This is a genomic window from Enterococcus cecorum DSM 20682 = ATCC 43198, from assembly GCF_000407565.1.
Classification (GTDB): domain Bacteria; phylum Bacillota; class Bacilli; order Lactobacillales; family Enterococcaceae; genus Enterococcus_E; species Enterococcus_E cecorum.
In genome coordinates, this window is record NZ_ASWI01000003.1 from 875,709 (window position 1) to 891,088 (window position 15,380).

Here is a 15,380-nt window from a genome sequence, read left to right on the forward strand (position 1 = left end):
AAAACTGGTAGCTTTCTATATAAAAAACGCGCTGAAATTCCATCAAGCGCGTTTTTGTATTTATTTCGCATTTTTTTCATCGACAAAAGCATCATTATAGTAGTTACTATTTTTCGATAATTCAGTATTGACTTTATCTAAGCCGTATTTTTCAATCAAGGTTGGCGTATCAGAAGCTAAGTTACTACCAAGTCCTAAACGATTGCCTTGAATTTTCACACCCATACTTGCCAAAATGGTAGGGAAGTAATCATAGGGGGCGTATTTGCGATTGAAGGCTTTGATATTCTTTTGGTCAAAGTCCGCATTTAAAATCAAGTTAAACGTCGTGCGGTGATAATTTGGATCAAAGTTAGCAAAGAATTTTTTATCCATGCTTGGGTGATCCCCTGTTAGAATAATCACGGAATCTTTATAGAATGGTTGCTGCTGAATCCAACGAACTAAATCCACAACTTGTTTTTGAGAATGGTGAATGACATTGGCATATTGATTAGGATAAATCTTTGGTGTATCTGGTTCGACAAAGCCATCAGGGAAGTGAGTATCGGCATTTTCCATGGTAAAGTTAAATGGTTTTCCGGTACTTGCTAGACGCGTCATTTCAGCTTTGGCAAAATCATATAGCTTATTATCCTCAAAGCCCCACCAAACATTATAATCATTTGGAATCAAGCCAGCTTTGCGCGCATATTTCACATCGAAAATATTGTAGTGACCATGTGTCGTAAAGAAGCTCGTTAACCCACCAAAGTCTGCATCTGCACCGAACATAATCGTTTGTTCATAGCCTTGTTTTTCCAAAATATCCCCGATAAGTGTCGCACCTGGTAAGAATTGGCCCGTTTTACCGTAGCTATTGCCCTCCATCGGAATCTTTAGCGGCAACCCACTACTCATATTAACCATGGAGGCTACCGACCAACTAGAGCCATAAGTTTGATAAGGTCCGCCAAATGTTTTCGACTCACTAAAATGAATCCCTTCTTTAGATAGTTCCATCAAATCAGGCATTAAGTTCTCATCCATAAATCCACCATTGGCCTTATCAAAGTAAGAATTCTCAATAGACTCTAAGTAGAGATGAATGACATTGCGTTTTTGTTTTGGAAAGGTGAGCTTGACATCATTTGGATTGACATACTCGTCTTTAATAAAGTTAGATTGGTCAAAGTAAGCAGCATAGACTTTATCTAGTTGGAGTTCTTTAATACTATAGAAGATACCGCTAGCTAAAAATCCTAGACTGAACAGCGCAAATAAAATACGTTTTACTCGATTAGGAAGCACTCTATAATCTTTGACGTAGATATCTTTATTCGCAAACAATAAGACTGCAAAGATAATTAATAAACCAACCGCAAATAATACTGGTGTACCGACGATTTGATCGGTCATATTGCTCGCAGTACCCTTAACTGGTGATTTGAAGTTAAAGATAAATTGCTCTGGTGTTAGCCGACCGAAGAAATCAATAAACCAACTCGTCCCAATAAAACAAACCGTTCCTAAAGCAAAAAGGATGCAGCTGATCACACTGAGTACGATTTGCCAAGTCGTTGTTTTGTTCTCTGCTTTTTCCAAAAAGATTGCCCCTTGGAAGCCAGCTTTTAAGATATTTAAGCCTAAGCCAATCCCAAGTGCCAAGGCAAGATACTTGTAGGCGAAATTTGTTGCATAAATTTCAGGAATGAGCCCGGTCTGGATATTTAAGACAAAACGCACAATTAATAACGCCACTGCATTGGTCAGCAGCGTGTCGATGAGCCATTTTTTTAAAATTGTCGTTTTGCTGTAATCCTCAGTCAACCAGACATCGACAGCACAAGTAATCACTCCGACAAGTAAGTAAATTAGTAGTTGCAAAAAAATCAAATTATTTCCCACCCTATCATCAATTTTTCATATGTTTCTAGTATACCTTTTCATGAGTGATGACGACAAGTAGCTAAAGTTTAAAAATTTATTATTATTTGTCAAAAAGAATCTAGATAAGGGGAGTTCTCCACATTTAAACGAAAAATCCCTACTTTCCAATCTTTTCAGAAAATCAAAAGAAATCAGTCGAAAATGATTGACAAGCAAGGACGGTTTTGGTAGTCTTAAATTGTTGTAATTGTGGTCTCCACAGCTACAACCGCTCAGAACAAGTATTTAAGTACGTATGTCGCTTGGGATGGCGAGTCTAAGTATATATAAGGAGGTGCTTTAAGCATGTACGCAATTATCAAAACTGGTGGTAAACAAGTGAAGGTTGAAGTAGGTCAAGCTATCTACGTTGAAAAATTAAACGTTGAAGCTGGCGAAAAAGTTACTTTCGATGAAGTTGTCTTAGTTGGTGGTGAATCAACTAAAGTGGGAACTCCTTTAGTAGCTGGTGCAACTGTTGTAGGTACTGTTGAAAAACACGGCAAACAAAAGAAAGTTGTGACTTTCAAATACAAACCTAAAAAACATTCACACCGCAAACAAGGTCATCGTCAACCATACACTAAAGTGGTTATCGAAGCAATTAACGCATAATTAGACAAAGAAGGATAAGTTGATGATTAAGGGTACTTTTTACCGAACAGAATCAGGAACGATACATCAATTTCGCATTACAGGTCATGCTGGGGCAGGAGAATATGGCGAAGATATCGTCTGTGCTGCTGTGAGTGCATTGAGCATCAATGCGATTAATAGTGTCTCTTCACTTGCTGGCATTGAAATGCAAGTTGAGGCAGATCAAGAAAATGGTGGTTTCCTAGAGGCGACGATTTCTGAAGATTTGACTCAGGAGCAAAAAAATGTCGCGCAGATTCTCCTTGAAAGCTTGCTTTTAGGTTTAGAGTCGGTACAAGAAGACTATCAGCAATATATCCAAATCAAAACCATTACAAATCACTAGGAGGTGCATCTCATGTTAAAGATGAACTTACAATTCTTCGCTCATAAAAAAGGTGGGGGTTCTACTTCTAACGGACGTGACTCACGTGCAAAACGCTTAGGTGCGAAACGTGCAGACGGTCAAACAGTTACTGGTGGTTCTATCCTTTACCGTCAACGTGGTACTAAGATTTATCCAGGTGTTAACGTTGGTATCGGCGGAGATGACACATTATATGCGAAAGTTGACGGCGTAGTACGTTTTGAACGTAAAGGTCGCGACAAAAAACAAGTGTCAGTATACCCAGTTGCTAAATAATTGAAATTCAATAGTCCAAGATGTCTTCGGATGTCTTGGGCTTTTTTGGTGTGTTGAAACCCATGTGAATTCATTCTGATTTTAGCGAATAAATGACCTAAATTGTTTGTTTTAACGGATGAAACTGAAAAATGAGTATAAGTAGAATATATCTATTTTTTAAAATGACTATATTTTGCTTTGTTTGAAATTGAAAAATAGATTATCATAGTGTGCTAGTATGTAAACGTAAATAACGATTAAATTTTATTTAAAATAATAAAACTCTCGGATGGCTGAACTCCTATAGCCTCCGGGAGTTTTTTCGGCTCTTTGATTAGCGTTTGTTTTCTACAGTTTTTCACGATATAATAAATGTATAATTTTTTTGGAGTGGTGAAAAATGAAAATTAGAGTTGCTGAAATTGAGGATGCTGCGAGCTTAGTCGAAATTTATCGTCCTTATGTAGAAAAAACTGCGATAACTTTTGAATATGAGGTGCCAACTGTTGAAGAGTATACTCAACGAATGACTCAAACTTTAAAAAAATATCCTTATTTAGTGCTAGAAAACGAACAAGAAAAGATTGTTGGTTATGCTTATGCAGGAACTTATAAGGGACGGACAGCTTATGATTGGTCCGTAGAAGTAACGGTTTATTTAGACCAAGAAAATCACGGACATGGTTATGGTAAGTTATTGTACACCGCTTTAGAGGTATATTTATCTAAGCAGCATGTCTATCAGTTAACAGCTTGTATTACTGCGGGAAATGGGGACAGTGAGCATTTTCATGAAAAGCTAGGTTATCGTAAAGTTGCACATTTTGCGCAAATTGGCTATAAATTTGGTCAATGGTATGATGTTTGTTGGATGCAAAAGACTTTAGGAGATTTACCGTCTCAGCCAGCACCATTTATCCCTTTTAGTGAATTGTAAAAAGTATATATAGTAGTTTTTGTTGTGAGGTGAGGATTGTTGAGTAAACGAATGGAACGAATTTATCAGTATGTCTATGAGCAGACGGCCTTATTGACTAGTTCGCAACTAGTATTATCCGGTGTGACAACCAATGAAGTCGCCGAAGCTTTAGCCATTCAGCGGACGAATGCCAGTAAAGATTTGAATGAGTTGGTCCGGCAAGAGCGCTTGATGAAGTTAGAAGGTCGCCCAGTACGTTATGTGGTACAGACACAAAAAGAAATCTCAGCTACTTCTTATAAGGATGCTTCCGTAGTTGTAAGTAAACCAACTGTAGAAAACATAGCGCAACTTCCTGATACATCTAATCATGTAGATATCTTCTCAAAAATTATTGGGATAAAAGGAAGTATGAAAAATGCGGTCGAACAGGCAAAGGCAGCGATTTTATATCCGCCACGTGGGTTGAATTGTTTAATTACGGGTCCGACTGGTTCAGGGAAGACTTATTTTGCGCATGCGATGTTTCAGTTTGCCAAGGATAATCATGTGGTCCCTCAAGATAAGGATATGATTGTCTTTAACTGTGCTGATTATGCCAATAACCCAGAATTACTGATGAGTCACTTATTTGGGTATGCTAAGGGTGCGTTTACCGGTGCCGATGATGAAAAAGAAGGGGTTATTGACCAAGCGAACGGCGGGATGCTCTTTTTAGACGAAATTCACCGCCTCCCTCCTGAGGGGCAAGAGATGATTTTTTACTTTATGGATCATGGTACGTATAGTCGTTTGGGTGAGACGGGTAAAAAGCATCAAGCGGACGTGCGAATTGTTGGGGCGACTACGGAAGATCCTACTTCGGCATTATTAGATACGTTTGTCAGACGGATTCCGATTAATATTCAATTGCCAGCTTTTGAAAATCGACCAGCCATGGAGCAAATTGATCTGGTCCGGGTGATGGTTGCGCAAGAAGCCAAACGTATCCAACGCACGATTACCTTGACAGAAGATGTGGTCAAAGCATTACTAGGTAGTGTGAGTTTTGGGAATATCGGGCAGCTGAAATCGAATGTCCAACTAATCTGTGCGCGTGGCTTTTTAAATCATATGAACCAGACGCAGATTGATATAGATTTGCATGATTTATCTGAAGGTATTAAGAATGGCTTAATTGTTTTGGCCAATAAGCGCGATCATTTAGCCCAGTTGCAAAAATATTTGGTGCCGAAATTAATTGTTCAACCAAATGAAAGCATCGTGGATATTAATACGGATTCTTATGAGTTGCCGTATAATTTGTATGATATTATTGGCGATAAAGCAGCCTTGTTAAAAGCAGAAGGAATCGACCAAGAAGCGATTAACCATTTCATTAAGACCGATATTAATATTCATTTGAAATCATTTTATAAGCATCATCAGTTTTCTTTCCAATCTGATAATAAGTTAGCTGAATTAGTGGATCAGCGTGTAATTGAAGTGACGCGTGAGATTTATCAGTTAGTTGAAAGTGAATTGAACATCGAATATCAGGCGAATTTCATTTACGCTTTTAGTTTGCATATCAGCAGTCTACTAAAGAAACTCAACCTCGGGGAGCAACGCCAGATTAACGACAATATTCGTACCATGATTAGCGATTATCCTGAAGAGTTTCAATTGGCTAAAAGAATTCGTAAAATGATTGAAGCAGCTTTTTCGGTAACGATTTTGGAAAGTGAAGATTATTATTTAGCGGCTTTACTTGTTTCGCTGAAATCCACTCCATCTGCAGGAAAAATAGGAGTCGTGGTCGCTGCCCATGGTCGTAGTTCGGCCTCGAGTATGGTGGAAGTCGTTTCTCAATTATTAGGCGTTGAGCAGTTAAGGGCTGTGGATATGCCTTTAGATATGTCTCCGAAAGTTGCACTAGAAAAAATCAAGAAAGCTGTATTAGAAGTCAATGATGGTAGCGGGGTTCTTTTGTTAGTAGATATGGGTTCGCTTGCGACTTTCTCTCAAGAAATTTACCGTCATACAAATGTTCGCGTGCGTACGATTGATATGGTGACAACGGCGGTGGTATTAGAAGCGGTCCGTAAAGCCTCGATGGTTGGCGCAGATTTGGATAGTATTTATGAAACGATGCGTAATTTCCGCGGCTATGGTCATGTCGATCACGAGGGCCCAACCGATGTCAAAAAGACCAAAGCAATCTTAGCCGTCTGTGCATCTGGAGAAGGAACCGCCCAACGTATCAAAGAAATTTTAGAGTATTCATTGCAAAAACGTCCAGGAACCGATTTAACGATTGTGACTTCATCTATTGCTCAAGTGAATCAAAAATTACCAGAAATTATGGAGCGATATCAAGTGATTGCCACGACCGGAATTGCCCAACCAAATATTCCAGTGCCATTTATTACTTTAGAACAATTTATTGATGCGGATATTGATCAATTATTAGACCAATTATTAATAGAAGATGAATTACTTGATTTAGATCAGAAACAACTCGAGCAAAATGTCGATGAAGATGATACGCGCCAATTGTGTATTCAATTTTTAGAGCGCAATGTCACTTTTATCAATCCAAAGAAAGTCATCGATCTTTTGTGGAACTTTGCGGATAAAGTGATTGAACAATGGCAGTTTACCGATGAGTTGAAAGGATTTCGGATTAATTTTATCTTGCATTGTGGCAATATGTTAGAACGAAATGTCTTACACCGTACCTTAACTCCACCAGATGGCTATCAAGGCAAACTTTATGGAAATGCAGCTTATGAGCAACTTCATTTGGCTACTCAAAGTCTTGCCAGAGCGCTAAATATCGATATTTTACCTGTGGAAGAGTATTATCTTTTAGAACTAATCGAAAATCATCGTGCAAGAATACAGTCTAAATAATACAGTCAAGACAGCGATACACTATATACACTAAAATACAATTAGTGTATTCTTTATAGTGTATCGTTTTTTTGTTGATTTTTAAGCTTTTTTTAAGTAGTGTATTGTTTTAAAAGTTGGCACGCATCTTGCTTATATTAAGGTGGATACAAAGGAGGGAGGAAATACTAAGGATTGAAAGGTACTGTATTTCTAAAAGTTTCAAAGGAGCAGTTAGTATGGATGTCCGTTTAGTTCGAATTGATGACCGTCTGATTCACGGCCAAGTTGCGACAGTATGGGCGAAGGAAACCGGTATTGAACGCATCATTGTTGTGAGTGATACGGTAGCGAAAGATGAGTTGCAAAAGTTTTTACTCAATCAAGCAGCTCCACCAGGCGTCAAGGCGAATGTTGTCCCTGTCGATAAGATGTTTGAGGTATTTTATAATGTATTATTTATCAATACCAAGGTCATGTTATTATTTACTTGCCCTCAAGACATCGAACGACTGGTACAAGCAGGCATACACATCCAGTCAGTGAATATCGGTGGCATGCGTTTTTCTCCAGGTAAGAAGATGCTGACCAATGTGATTTCACTAGATGAGGATGATGTCCGATCTTTCCAATATTTGTATGGGAAAGGAATTGAATTGGAAGTCAGAACGGTGCCAGCTGATCGCAAGGTAAACTTTATGGATTTACTTTATCGTTTCAAAGATGCGAAATAAAAGTCATCGTTGGTTGGAAGGTTAATTTAATCAGTAGGAGGTACAAAGAATGGTAGGAATTATCCTAGCAAGTCATGGGGAATTCGCAAATGGTATTTTACAATCAGGCTCAATGATTTTTGGTGAACAACAAAACGTTGCAGCTGTTACTTTAATGCCTAGCGAAGGTCCAGATGATGTCAGAGCAAAAATGGAAGCAGCCATTGCTACATTTGAGAATCAAGATGAAGTCTTATTCTTAGTCGATCTTTGGGGTGGTACACCATTTAACCAAGCAAATAACTTGCTTGAAGCACACAAAGACAAATGGGCAATTGTTGCAGGTATGAACTTACCAATGGTAATCGAAGCTTATGCTTCACGTTTTTCTATGAATACTGCGCATGAAATCGCAGCGCACATCATTGCTACAGCAAAAGATGGTGTGAAAGTGAAACCTGAAGAGTTAGAACCAGCTGAAGAAAAAGCAGCCGTTCAACAACAAGGTCCTGTAGGCGCAATCCCACCTGGAACAGTTTTAGGTGATGGAAAAATCAAATTTGCTTTGGTGCGTATTGATTCACGTCTATTACACGGTCAAGTGGCAACTGCTTGGACAAAAGCAGTACAACCAACACGTATCATCGTTGTTTCGGATGCTGTATCTAAAGATGAATTACGTAAGAAATTAATCGAACAAGCTGCTCCTCCAGGAGTAAAAGCAAACGTTGTTCCAATTGCTAAAATGATTGAAGTCGCTAAAGACCCTCGTTTTGGTAATACAAAGGCTTTACTATTGTTTGAAAACCCACAAGATGTAGTTCGTGCAATTGAAGGTGGCGTTGACATTAAAGAAGTTAACGTTGGTTCAATGGCTCACTCTGTTGGTAAAGTATTAGTCAATAAAGTATTGTCAATGGATGCTAAAGACGTTGAAGCTTTTGAAACAATGAAAAAAGCTGGCGTGAAATTTGATGTTCGTAAAGTACCAAATGATAACAAAGACAATATGGATGCTTTACTACAAAAAGCAAAATCAGAGCTTGGTAATGCTTAGTTTACCAAATAAAGGACTTATATAGGAGGTTTATTATGTCTATTATTTCTGCAGTATTAGTCGTAGTGGTTGCCTTTTTAGCCGGAATGGGAGGTATCTTAGATGAGTTCCAATTCCATCAACCATTAGTTGCTTGTACTTTAATCGGATTAGTAACCGGTAACTTAGAAGCCGGAATTATTTTAGGTGGTTCTTTACAAATGGTTGCCTTAGGTTGGGCAAACATCGGGGCTGCCGTAGCACCAGATGCTGCCTTAGCTTCTGTTGCTTCTGCAATTATCTTAGCTTTAGGTGGTCAAGGAGTTAAAGGTGTTGACTCTGCATTCGCTATTGCAATGCCTCTAGCTGTTGCTGGTTTATTCTTAACTATGATTGCTCGTACTTTAGCCGTTGCTATCGTGCATGCAATGGACCGTGCTGCTGAAGCTGGTAACATTCGTGCTATCGAAATGTGGCAAGTAGTTGCTATCTGTATGCAAGGTTTACGTATCGCTATCCCTGCTACTTTACTTTTATTGATCCCTGCTGAAAGTGTGCAAGCTTTACTTGAAGCTATGCCAGCTTGGTTAAACGAAGGTATGGCAATCGGTGGTGGTATGGTTGTTGCCGTTGGTTATGCAATGGTTATCAACATGATGGCATCTCGCGAAGTATGGCCATTCTTCATGCTTGGTTTCGTTATCGCTGCAATTACACAAATCACATTAATTGGTTTAGGGGTAATCGGTGTTGCTTTAGCATTACTATACCTACAATTAACTAAGAATGGTGGTTCTGCTGGTGGTAACAGTGGATCAGGTGATCCTCTAGGCGACATTTTAAATGATTATTAAGAAGGAGGAAAATGAGTAATGGCTGAAAGAATTGAATTAAGTAAAAAAGATCGTTTAGCTGTAGCGTGGCGTTCAACTTTCTTACAAGGTTCTTGGAACTATGAACGTATGCAAAACGGCGGCTGGTGTTATGCAATGATTCCAGCAATTAAAAAATTATATAAAGATCCCGAAGATCGTAAAGCGGCTTTAAAACGCCACTTAGAATTCTTTAACACTCACCCATATGTAGCATCTCCAGTATTAGGGGTTACTTTAGCGCTTGAAGAAGACCGTGCTAACGGGGCAGCTGTCGATGACGTTGCAATTCAAGGGGTTAAAATTGGTATGATGGGACCTTTAGCCGGTGTTGGTGACCCAGTATTCTGGTTTACTGTACGTCCTATGTTAGGGGCTTTAGGTGCTTCTCTAGCTTTAGGTGGTAACATTTTAGGTCCAATCTTATTCTTCGTATTATGGAATGCTATTCGTTGGGGATTCATGTGGTATACACAAGAATTTGGTTACCGTGCTGGTTCTAAGATTACTGAAGACTTATCAGGTGGTTTATTACAAGATATCACTAAAGGTGCTTCTATCTTAGGTATGTTCGTATTAGCGGCCTTGGTTGAACGCTGGGTATCTATCAAGTTCACACCGGTTATTGCTGAAATCAAACTTTCAAAAGGTGCCTACATTGAATGGGATAAAGTTGAAATGTCTGGTAAAGGTATGAAGACTTTATTTGAACAAGTTCAAAGCGGTATGGCATTTGAACCAATCAAACAACAAACGCTACAAGGAAACTTGGATTCATTAATTCCTGGTTTAGTTCCATTACTATTAACATTCTTATGTATGTGGTTATTGAAGAAGAAAGTTTCTCCAATCGTAATCATCATTGCATTATTCATCGTTGGTATCGTTGGACACTTAATCGGATTATTATAATTCATTATTACTACTATTCGTTTATTGGAGAAGCGAGAATCAAATTGGTTCTCGCTTCTTTTTACTAAGTATGCTATGCTAATGGCGAGGTGAGAAATATGGTGCAATCTTTAAATACAAAAGTAGATTTAACAGTGAATGCGACATCCTTTATGGGCCTAGCAAACTATGGCAAAATCATGGTTGGTGATAAGGCTTTTGAATTTTATGATGATCAAGATGTGCGTAAATATATTCAAATCCCTTGGGAAGAAGTGGAATTTGTGATGACAACGGTTCTATTTAAAGGAAAGTGGATTCCTCGTTTTGCGGTCCAAACCAAGAAAAATGGACGTTATCAGTTTGCTGCAAAAAATCCAAAGAAAGTCTTACGTGCCATTCAAGATCATATTGGTAAAAAGAAAATGCGCCGTTCGCTGAGTTTTTTCCAAATCTTTTCTCGAAGCATCAAGGCAAAATTTGGCAAAAACAATTAAACTTAATTTTTTCGAGATAAACACATTAAATCGTGCAAAGTCAATGATTTAATGTGTTTTTTGTGTTAGAATTAAAAATATCTTAGAGAAGAGAAGGTAGATATGATGATTCGAGTAGAAAACTTACGCAAATTAATGAGAGAAAATGATTTAGAGGCTTTTTTAGTCACTAGTCCATATAATTTGCGCTACTTAACAAACTTTACAGGAACAACTGGTCTAGCAGTTATTACGTTAGCCAATGCTTACTTTGTCACTGACTTCCGTTATACTGAACAAGCAGCGATGCAAGCAAAAGGCTATACCATTGTGAAAAATACTGGTCCAATCTTTGAAGAAGTAGCTAAGATTTGCACACAAGATGGGTTGAAGAATCTAGCCTTTGAAGAAAGCTTTGTGACTGTCAGAGATTATGATCAATTAGAAGATCTAATCCACGAAACTTCTTTAGTGCCAGTGAGCGGATTAATTGAATCTTTACGTGAAATTAAAGATGAAAAAGAAGTCGAAATCACGAAAAAAGCTTGCGAAATCGCGGACAAAGCCTTTTTACACATTCTTGACTATGTAAAACCAGGCATGAGCGAAATTCAAGTAGCAAACGAATTGGATTTCTTCATGCGTTCTTTAGGTGCAAGTGGTGTCAGCTTTGATACGATTGTGGCAAGTGGTTTACGTTCAGCTATGCCACATGGTGTTGCAAGTGAAAAATTAATTGAACAAAATGATTTAATTACGATTGACTTTGGTTGCTACTATCAAGGTTATGTTTCAGATATGACTCGTACTTTTGCAATTGGCGATCCTGGAGAAAAATTAAAAGAAATTTATCAAGTGGTATTGGAAGCTCAATTAAAAGTCATCGAAGCCGCTAAACCAGGCATGACTGGCGTTCAATTGGATGCAGTGGCTCGTGATCATATTGCTTCTTATGGCTATGGTGAAGCATTTGGTCACTCAACGGGTCATGGGATTGGTCTAGAAATCCACGAAGGGCCAAATGTATCCTTCAGAGCAGAGAAAGCTTTTGTGCCAGGAAATATTATTACAGATGAACCAGGTATCTACTTACCAGGTGTTGGTGGGGTACGTATTGAAGACGACCTATTGATTACCCAAACTGGCAATGAAGTCTTAACACATGCACCAAAAGAATTAATTCTCTTATAATCTTGTTAGAATTACACCAAGCTATAGATTATCAGCGCATAAAATGATAAAATAGTTGTGAATGATAACTATCTGTTAGAATTGGAGGAAATAAGATGGCTGATGAAAAAGCTTTAAAATTAGATGTCCAAGATGAACTTGGCGAAATCGTCATCGCCCCTGAAGTTATTGAAATTATTAGTGGGATTGCTGCTTCTAAAGTAGAGGGCGTATATAAAATGCAAGGATCTTTTGCTAATAATGTAACAGAATTGCTTGGTCGTAGTGTCTATGGTAAAGGCGTTTATCTATCAAACACTGAAGATGGAATCCAAGTAGATGCTTATGTGAGCGTAAAATATGGCGTTTCTGTCCCTAAAGTAGCAACCGAAATCCAACAACGTATCAAACAACAAGTCCTATTCATGACTGATGTGACTTTAGCTCAAGTCAATGTGCATATTGTAGCAGTGATTCCAGAAAAACAAGAAGCAGTGAACTTAGACGAACTTTTTGATGATAATGAGGACGACAATGAATAAAGAATTATCCAGACATCAAATCCGTGAAATAGCCATTCAAGCTTTGTTTCCGTTAAATTTTAACCAAGATTTAACGAAACAAGCGGCGATTAATCATGCAATTGAATTGAATTTAGTGGACCAATTAGATGATGAGCAAGCTAGTTTTGTGCCGCCATACTTAGATGTATTAGTCAGCGGTGTGTGCGATAACCAAGCGACCATTGACCAATTAATTGAAAACCACTTAAAACCAGGTTGGAAGATTAATCGTTTAGCAAAAATGGATGTCACAATATTACGTTTAGCAATTTTTGAAATGAAGTATGTAGACGATGTACCGAATAATGTTGCTTTAAATGAAGCAATTGAATTGGCAAAAACCTTTAGTGATGAAAAATCGCGTCGTTTTGTCAATGGTCTTTTATCTGCAGTGAATCAAGAATTACAAGCATAAGTAGGTTAGACCGAAATTTCTCAAATTTGGAAACACAAATCGGGGGAATTTCGGTTTTTTAAATCTAAAAAAAGAAAAAGGGGGTCTAACAAATGCATCTATTGAATGGAAAAGAATTGGCACAAAAATTACAGCAGGAAATGACGCAAGAAGTAACTGAATTGAAGGAAAAGGGACTACAACCTGGACTAGCCGTGATTTTAGTTGGTGAAGATCCAGCAAGTCAAGTGTATGTCCGTAATAAAGAACGCGCAGCAAATAATATTGGTATGTATTCGGTCGTGTATCGCTTACCAGAAACAACTAGTGAAGCAGATTTGATTACTAAAATTGAAGAATTGAATCATGATGATAAGGTTCACGGCATTTTAGTACAGTTGCCGTTGCCAAAGCATATTAATGAAGATTTAGTGCTTGATACCATTGATCCAGCTAAGGATGTCGACGGTTTCCATCCAATGAATTTAGGAAATCTTTTTGCTGGCAAACCTACGATGATTCCATGTACACCAGCCGGAATCATGGAGTTAATTAAACTTTCGGGCATAGATTTAGCTGGGAAAAATGCTGTGATTATTGGCCGTAGTAATATTGTTGGTAAACCCATGGCACACCTTTTACTACAAGCAAATGCGACCGTGACGATTTGCCATTCGAAAACCAAGGATCTTCCTAAAGTAGCGAAACAAGCAGATGTTTTAGTCGTAGCGATTGGTCGTGCGAATTTTGTGACCGCTGATTTTGTCAAAGAAGGCGCAGTTGTGATTGATGTAGGGATTAATCGTGATGAAAATAATAAATTAACGGGTGATGTGAAATTTGATGAAGTCGCACCGTTAACCAGTTTCATTACGCCAGTGCCTGGTGGGGTTGGCCCAATGACAATTACGATGTTAATGCGTCAAACGATTGATGCGGCTAAAAGAAAGGAAAATGTTCGTTGAGTCAACCAGAATACTTAACGGTGAGTGCCTTAACGCGTTATATCAAGACGAAATTTGATAATGACCCTTACATGAAACGTGTCTATTTAACTGGGGAGATTTCAAATTTTAGAAAAAGACCGAACCATCAGTATTTTTCGCTCAAAGATGACCATGCGAAAATATCAGCTGTGATGTTTCGGGGCCCATTTAGTAGGGTAAAATTCGATGTCCAAGATGGGATGAAAGTCTTGGTGGTCGGTTATGTCTCGGTGTATGAAGCTTCCGGAAGTTATCAGATTACGATCGAGCATATGGAACCAGATGGCATCGGGGCACTATACCAAGCTTTTGAACAATTAAAAGAAAAATTATCTAAAGAAGGTTTGTTCACAGCACCGAAAAAGCCTTTACCAAGATTTCCCAAACGCATCGGGGTTATTACAAGTCCTTCTGGGGCGGTGATTCGTGATATTATGACGACGATTAATAGACGTTATCCAATTGCACAAATTATTCTATATCCGACAGTCGTGCAAGGCGATCAGTCCGCCGATGATTTGGTGCGTAATATTAAGCGTGCCGATGAGTCGGGCAATTTCGATACCTTGATTATCGGACGCGGTGGTGGTTCCATTGAGGATTTATGGCCTTTTAATGAAGAAAAAGTAGCTAGAGCAATTTTTGCTTGTCAGACACCAGTTATTTCTTCGGTAGGCCATGAAACGGATACGACGATTGCTGATTTTGTGGCAGATGTCAGAGCAGCTACCCCAACTGCGGCGGCCGAGCTTGCGGTACCTGTATTAAGTGAGGAAATAATGAAGATTGACCAACAAAAGATGCGCTTAATGCAAGCTTTTGCCAATCAATTGAAATTAAAAAATCAACGCTTAAACCGGGTGCAACAAAGTTATGTCTTTGCCCAACCGCATCGTCTTTATGAAGCCCAATCGCAAAAACTTGACCAATTGCAACAGCGACTAACCAGTAGCATGCAGGCGCAATTGCATCAACAAGAACGTCGCTATCAACAATTAAGTCAACGTTTAATCCAACAAAATCCTAGTCATCGTTTGCAAAATGAGCAACAAAAGCTAGGATATCTAACGGAAAGCTTGCAACGTCAAATGCAACTACTTTTCCAAAAGAAAGTACAAGGCTTCAATCAAGCTTTGGTTTCACTGGATTTATTAAGTCCTCTAAAAACCATGCAGCGTGGATTTAGCTATACAACAGTGGATGAGCAAGTGGTTAAAAGTGTTGTACAATTAGCCCCTAACCAAGTAATTACCGTACATTATGCCGATGGTACAATTCAAGCGCAGGTGCAATCCATTCAGAAAAAAGAAAAGTGAG

Annotated in this window: 16 protein-coding genes and 1 other annotated feature; of the genes, 15 read left to right on the forward strand and 1 reads right to left on the reverse strand. The window is 38.6% G+C overall.

Annotation, left to right across the window (positions count from 1 at the left end; all coding sequences use genetic code 11):
• Positions 1–60 precede the first annotated feature (60 nt).
• A complete protein-coding gene (locus I567_RS05015; RefSeq protein ID WP_016251167.1) occupies positions 61–1,875 on the reverse strand; it encodes an LTA synthase family protein in 1,815 nt (604 codons plus the stop codon).
• Positions 1,876–2,125: 250 nt separating this feature from the next.
• Positions 2,126–2,197, forward strand: a sequence feature (ribosomal protein L21 leader region).
• Between the two features lie 17 nt (positions 2,198–2,214).
• Between I567_RS05015 and rplU the strand changes: the two genes are divergently transcribed.
• From rplU to xseA, 15 genes are all read left to right on the forward strand, one after another.
• Positions 2,215–2,523: a 50S ribosomal protein L21 gene (gene rplU / locus I567_RS05020; protein ID WP_016183321.1), complete on the forward strand. Its 309-nt coding sequence runs from the start codon at positions 2,215–2,217 to the stop codon at positions 2,521–2,523.
• A gap of 22 nt (positions 2,524–2,545) precedes the next feature.
• On the forward strand, positions 2,546–2,890 hold the full coding sequence (locus tag I567_RS05025) for a ribosomal-processing cysteine protease Prp (RefSeq protein ID WP_016251168.1): 345 nt from the start codon (positions 2,546–2,548) through the stop codon (positions 2,888–2,890).
• Positions 2,891–2,902: 12 nt separating this feature from the next.
• Positions 2,903–3,187: a 50S ribosomal protein L27 gene (gene rpmA / locus I567_RS05030; protein WP_016183319.1), complete on the forward strand. Its 285-nt coding sequence runs from the start codon at positions 2,903–2,905 to the stop codon at positions 3,185–3,187.
• 382 nt (positions 3,188–3,569) lie between these two features.
• Positions 3,570–4,106 (forward strand): GNAT family N-acetyltransferase, encoded by a 537-nt coding sequence (locus I567_RS05035; protein ID WP_016251169.1) that lies wholly within the window; start codon positions 3,570–3,572, stop codon positions 4,104–4,106.
• A gap of 39 nt (positions 4,107–4,145) precedes the next feature.
• Entirely contained in the window at positions 4,146–6,983 is a 2,838-nt protein-coding gene (locus I567_RS05040) for a sigma-54-dependent transcriptional regulator (RefSeq protein ID WP_016251170.1), read from the forward strand.
• Between the two features lie 218 nt (positions 6,984–7,201).
• Positions 7,202–7,696, forward strand: a complete 495-nt coding sequence (locus I567_RS05045) for a PTS system mannose/fructose/N-acetylgalactosamine-transporter subunit IIB (RefSeq protein ID WP_016251171.1) — start codon at positions 7,202–7,204, stop codon at positions 7,694–7,696.
• A gap of 49 nt (positions 7,697–7,745) precedes the next feature.
• Positions 7,746–8,732 (forward strand): mannose/fructose/sorbose PTS transporter subunit IIA, encoded by a 987-nt coding sequence (locus I567_RS05050; RefSeq protein WP_016251172.1) that lies wholly within the window; start codon positions 7,746–7,748, stop codon positions 8,730–8,732.
• Between the two features lie 35 nt (positions 8,733–8,767).
• A complete protein-coding gene (locus I567_RS05055) occupies positions 8,768–9,565 on the forward strand; it encodes a PTS mannose/fructose/sorbose transporter subunit IIC (protein ID WP_016251173.1) in 798 nt (265 codons plus the stop codon).
• An 18-nt stretch (positions 9,566–9,583) separates the two neighbouring features.
• Complete coding sequence (locus I567_RS05060; protein WP_016251174.1) at positions 9,584–10,495, forward strand: PTS system mannose/fructose/sorbose family transporter subunit IID; 912 nt, start codon at positions 9,584–9,586, stop codon at positions 10,493–10,495.
• A 98-nt stretch (positions 10,496–10,593) separates the two neighbouring features.
• Complete coding sequence (locus I567_RS05065; RefSeq protein ID WP_016251175.1) at positions 10,594–10,971, forward strand: DUF956 family protein; 378 nt, start codon at positions 10,594–10,596, stop codon at positions 10,969–10,971.
• Positions 10,972–11,073: 102 nt separating this feature from the next.
• Positions 11,074–12,141, forward strand: coding sequence for a M24 family metallopeptidase (locus I567_RS05070; protein ID WP_016251176.1), 1,068 nt, complete (start codon positions 11,074–11,076; stop codon positions 12,139–12,141).
• A gap of 95 nt (positions 12,142–12,236) precedes the next feature.
• Entirely contained in the window at positions 12,237–12,662 is a 426-nt protein-coding gene (locus I567_RS05075; RefSeq protein ID WP_016251177.1) for an Asp23/Gls24 family envelope stress response protein, read from the forward strand.
• A complete protein-coding gene (gene nusB, locus I567_RS05080; protein WP_016251178.1) occupies positions 12,655–13,098 on the forward strand; it encodes a transcription antitermination factor NusB in 444 nt (147 codons plus the stop codon). Before I567_RS05075 ends, nusB begins: the two co-directional genes overlap by 8 nt.
• A 92-nt stretch (positions 13,099–13,190) precedes the next feature.
• Positions 13,191–14,042, forward strand: a complete 852-nt coding sequence (locus I567_RS05085; protein WP_016251179.1) for a bifunctional methylenetetrahydrofolate dehydrogenase/methenyltetrahydrofolate cyclohydrolase — start codon at positions 13,191–13,193, stop codon at positions 14,040–14,042.
• The gene (gene xseA, locus I567_RS05090; protein ID WP_016251180.1) at positions 14,039–15,379 is read left to right on the forward strand and encodes an exodeoxyribonuclease VII large subunit; all 1,341 of its coding nucleotides are present in this window, start codon (positions 14,039–14,041) and stop codon (positions 15,377–15,379) included. Before I567_RS05085 ends, xseA begins: the two co-directional genes overlap by 4 nt.
• The last annotated feature ends 1 nt before the right edge of the window (position 15,380 follow it).

Coding starts and splice junctions, on each gene's coding strand:
- rplU (WP_016183321.1), top strand. CDS start 2,215: ATGTACGCAATTATCAAAACTGGTGGTAAACAAGTGAAGGTTGAAGTA.
- I567_RS05025 (WP_016251168.1), top strand. CDS start 2,546: ATGATTAAGGGTACTTTTTACCGAACAGAATCAGGAACGATACATCAA.
- rpmA (WP_016183319.1), top strand. CDS start 2,903: ATGTTAAAGATGAACTTACAATTCTTCGCTCATAAAAAAGGTGGGGGT.
- I567_RS05035 (WP_016251169.1), top strand. CDS start 3,570: ATGAAAATTAGAGTTGCTGAAATTGAGGATGCTGCGAGCTTAGTCGAA.
- I567_RS05045 (WP_016251171.1), top strand. CDS start 7,202: ATGGATGTCCGTTTAGTTCGAATTGATGACCGTCTGATTCACGGCCAA.
- I567_RS05050 (WP_016251172.1), top strand. CDS start 7,746: ATGGTAGGAATTATCCTAGCAAGTCATGGGGAATTCGCAAATGGTATT.
- I567_RS05055 (WP_016251173.1), top strand. CDS start 8,768: ATGTCTATTATTTCTGCAGTATTAGTCGTAGTGGTTGCCTTTTTAGCC.
- I567_RS05060 (WP_016251174.1), top strand. CDS start 9,584: ATGGCTGAAAGAATTGAATTAAGTAAAAAAGATCGTTTAGCTGTAGCG.
- I567_RS05065 (WP_016251175.1), top strand. CDS start 10,594: ATGGTGCAATCTTTAAATACAAAAGTAGATTTAACAGTGAATGCGACA.
- I567_RS05070 (WP_016251176.1), top strand. CDS start 11,074: ATGATGATTCGAGTAGAAAACTTACGCAAATTAATGAGAGAAAATGAT.
- I567_RS05075 (WP_016251177.1), top strand. CDS start 12,237: ATGGCTGATGAAAAAGCTTTAAAATTAGATGTCCAAGATGAACTTGGC.
- nusB (WP_016251178.1), top strand. CDS start 12,655: ATGAATAAAGAATTATCCAGACATCAAATCCGTGAAATAGCCATTCAA.
- I567_RS05085 (WP_016251179.1), top strand. CDS start 13,191: ATGCATCTATTGAATGGAAAAGAATTGGCACAAAAATTACAGCAGGAA.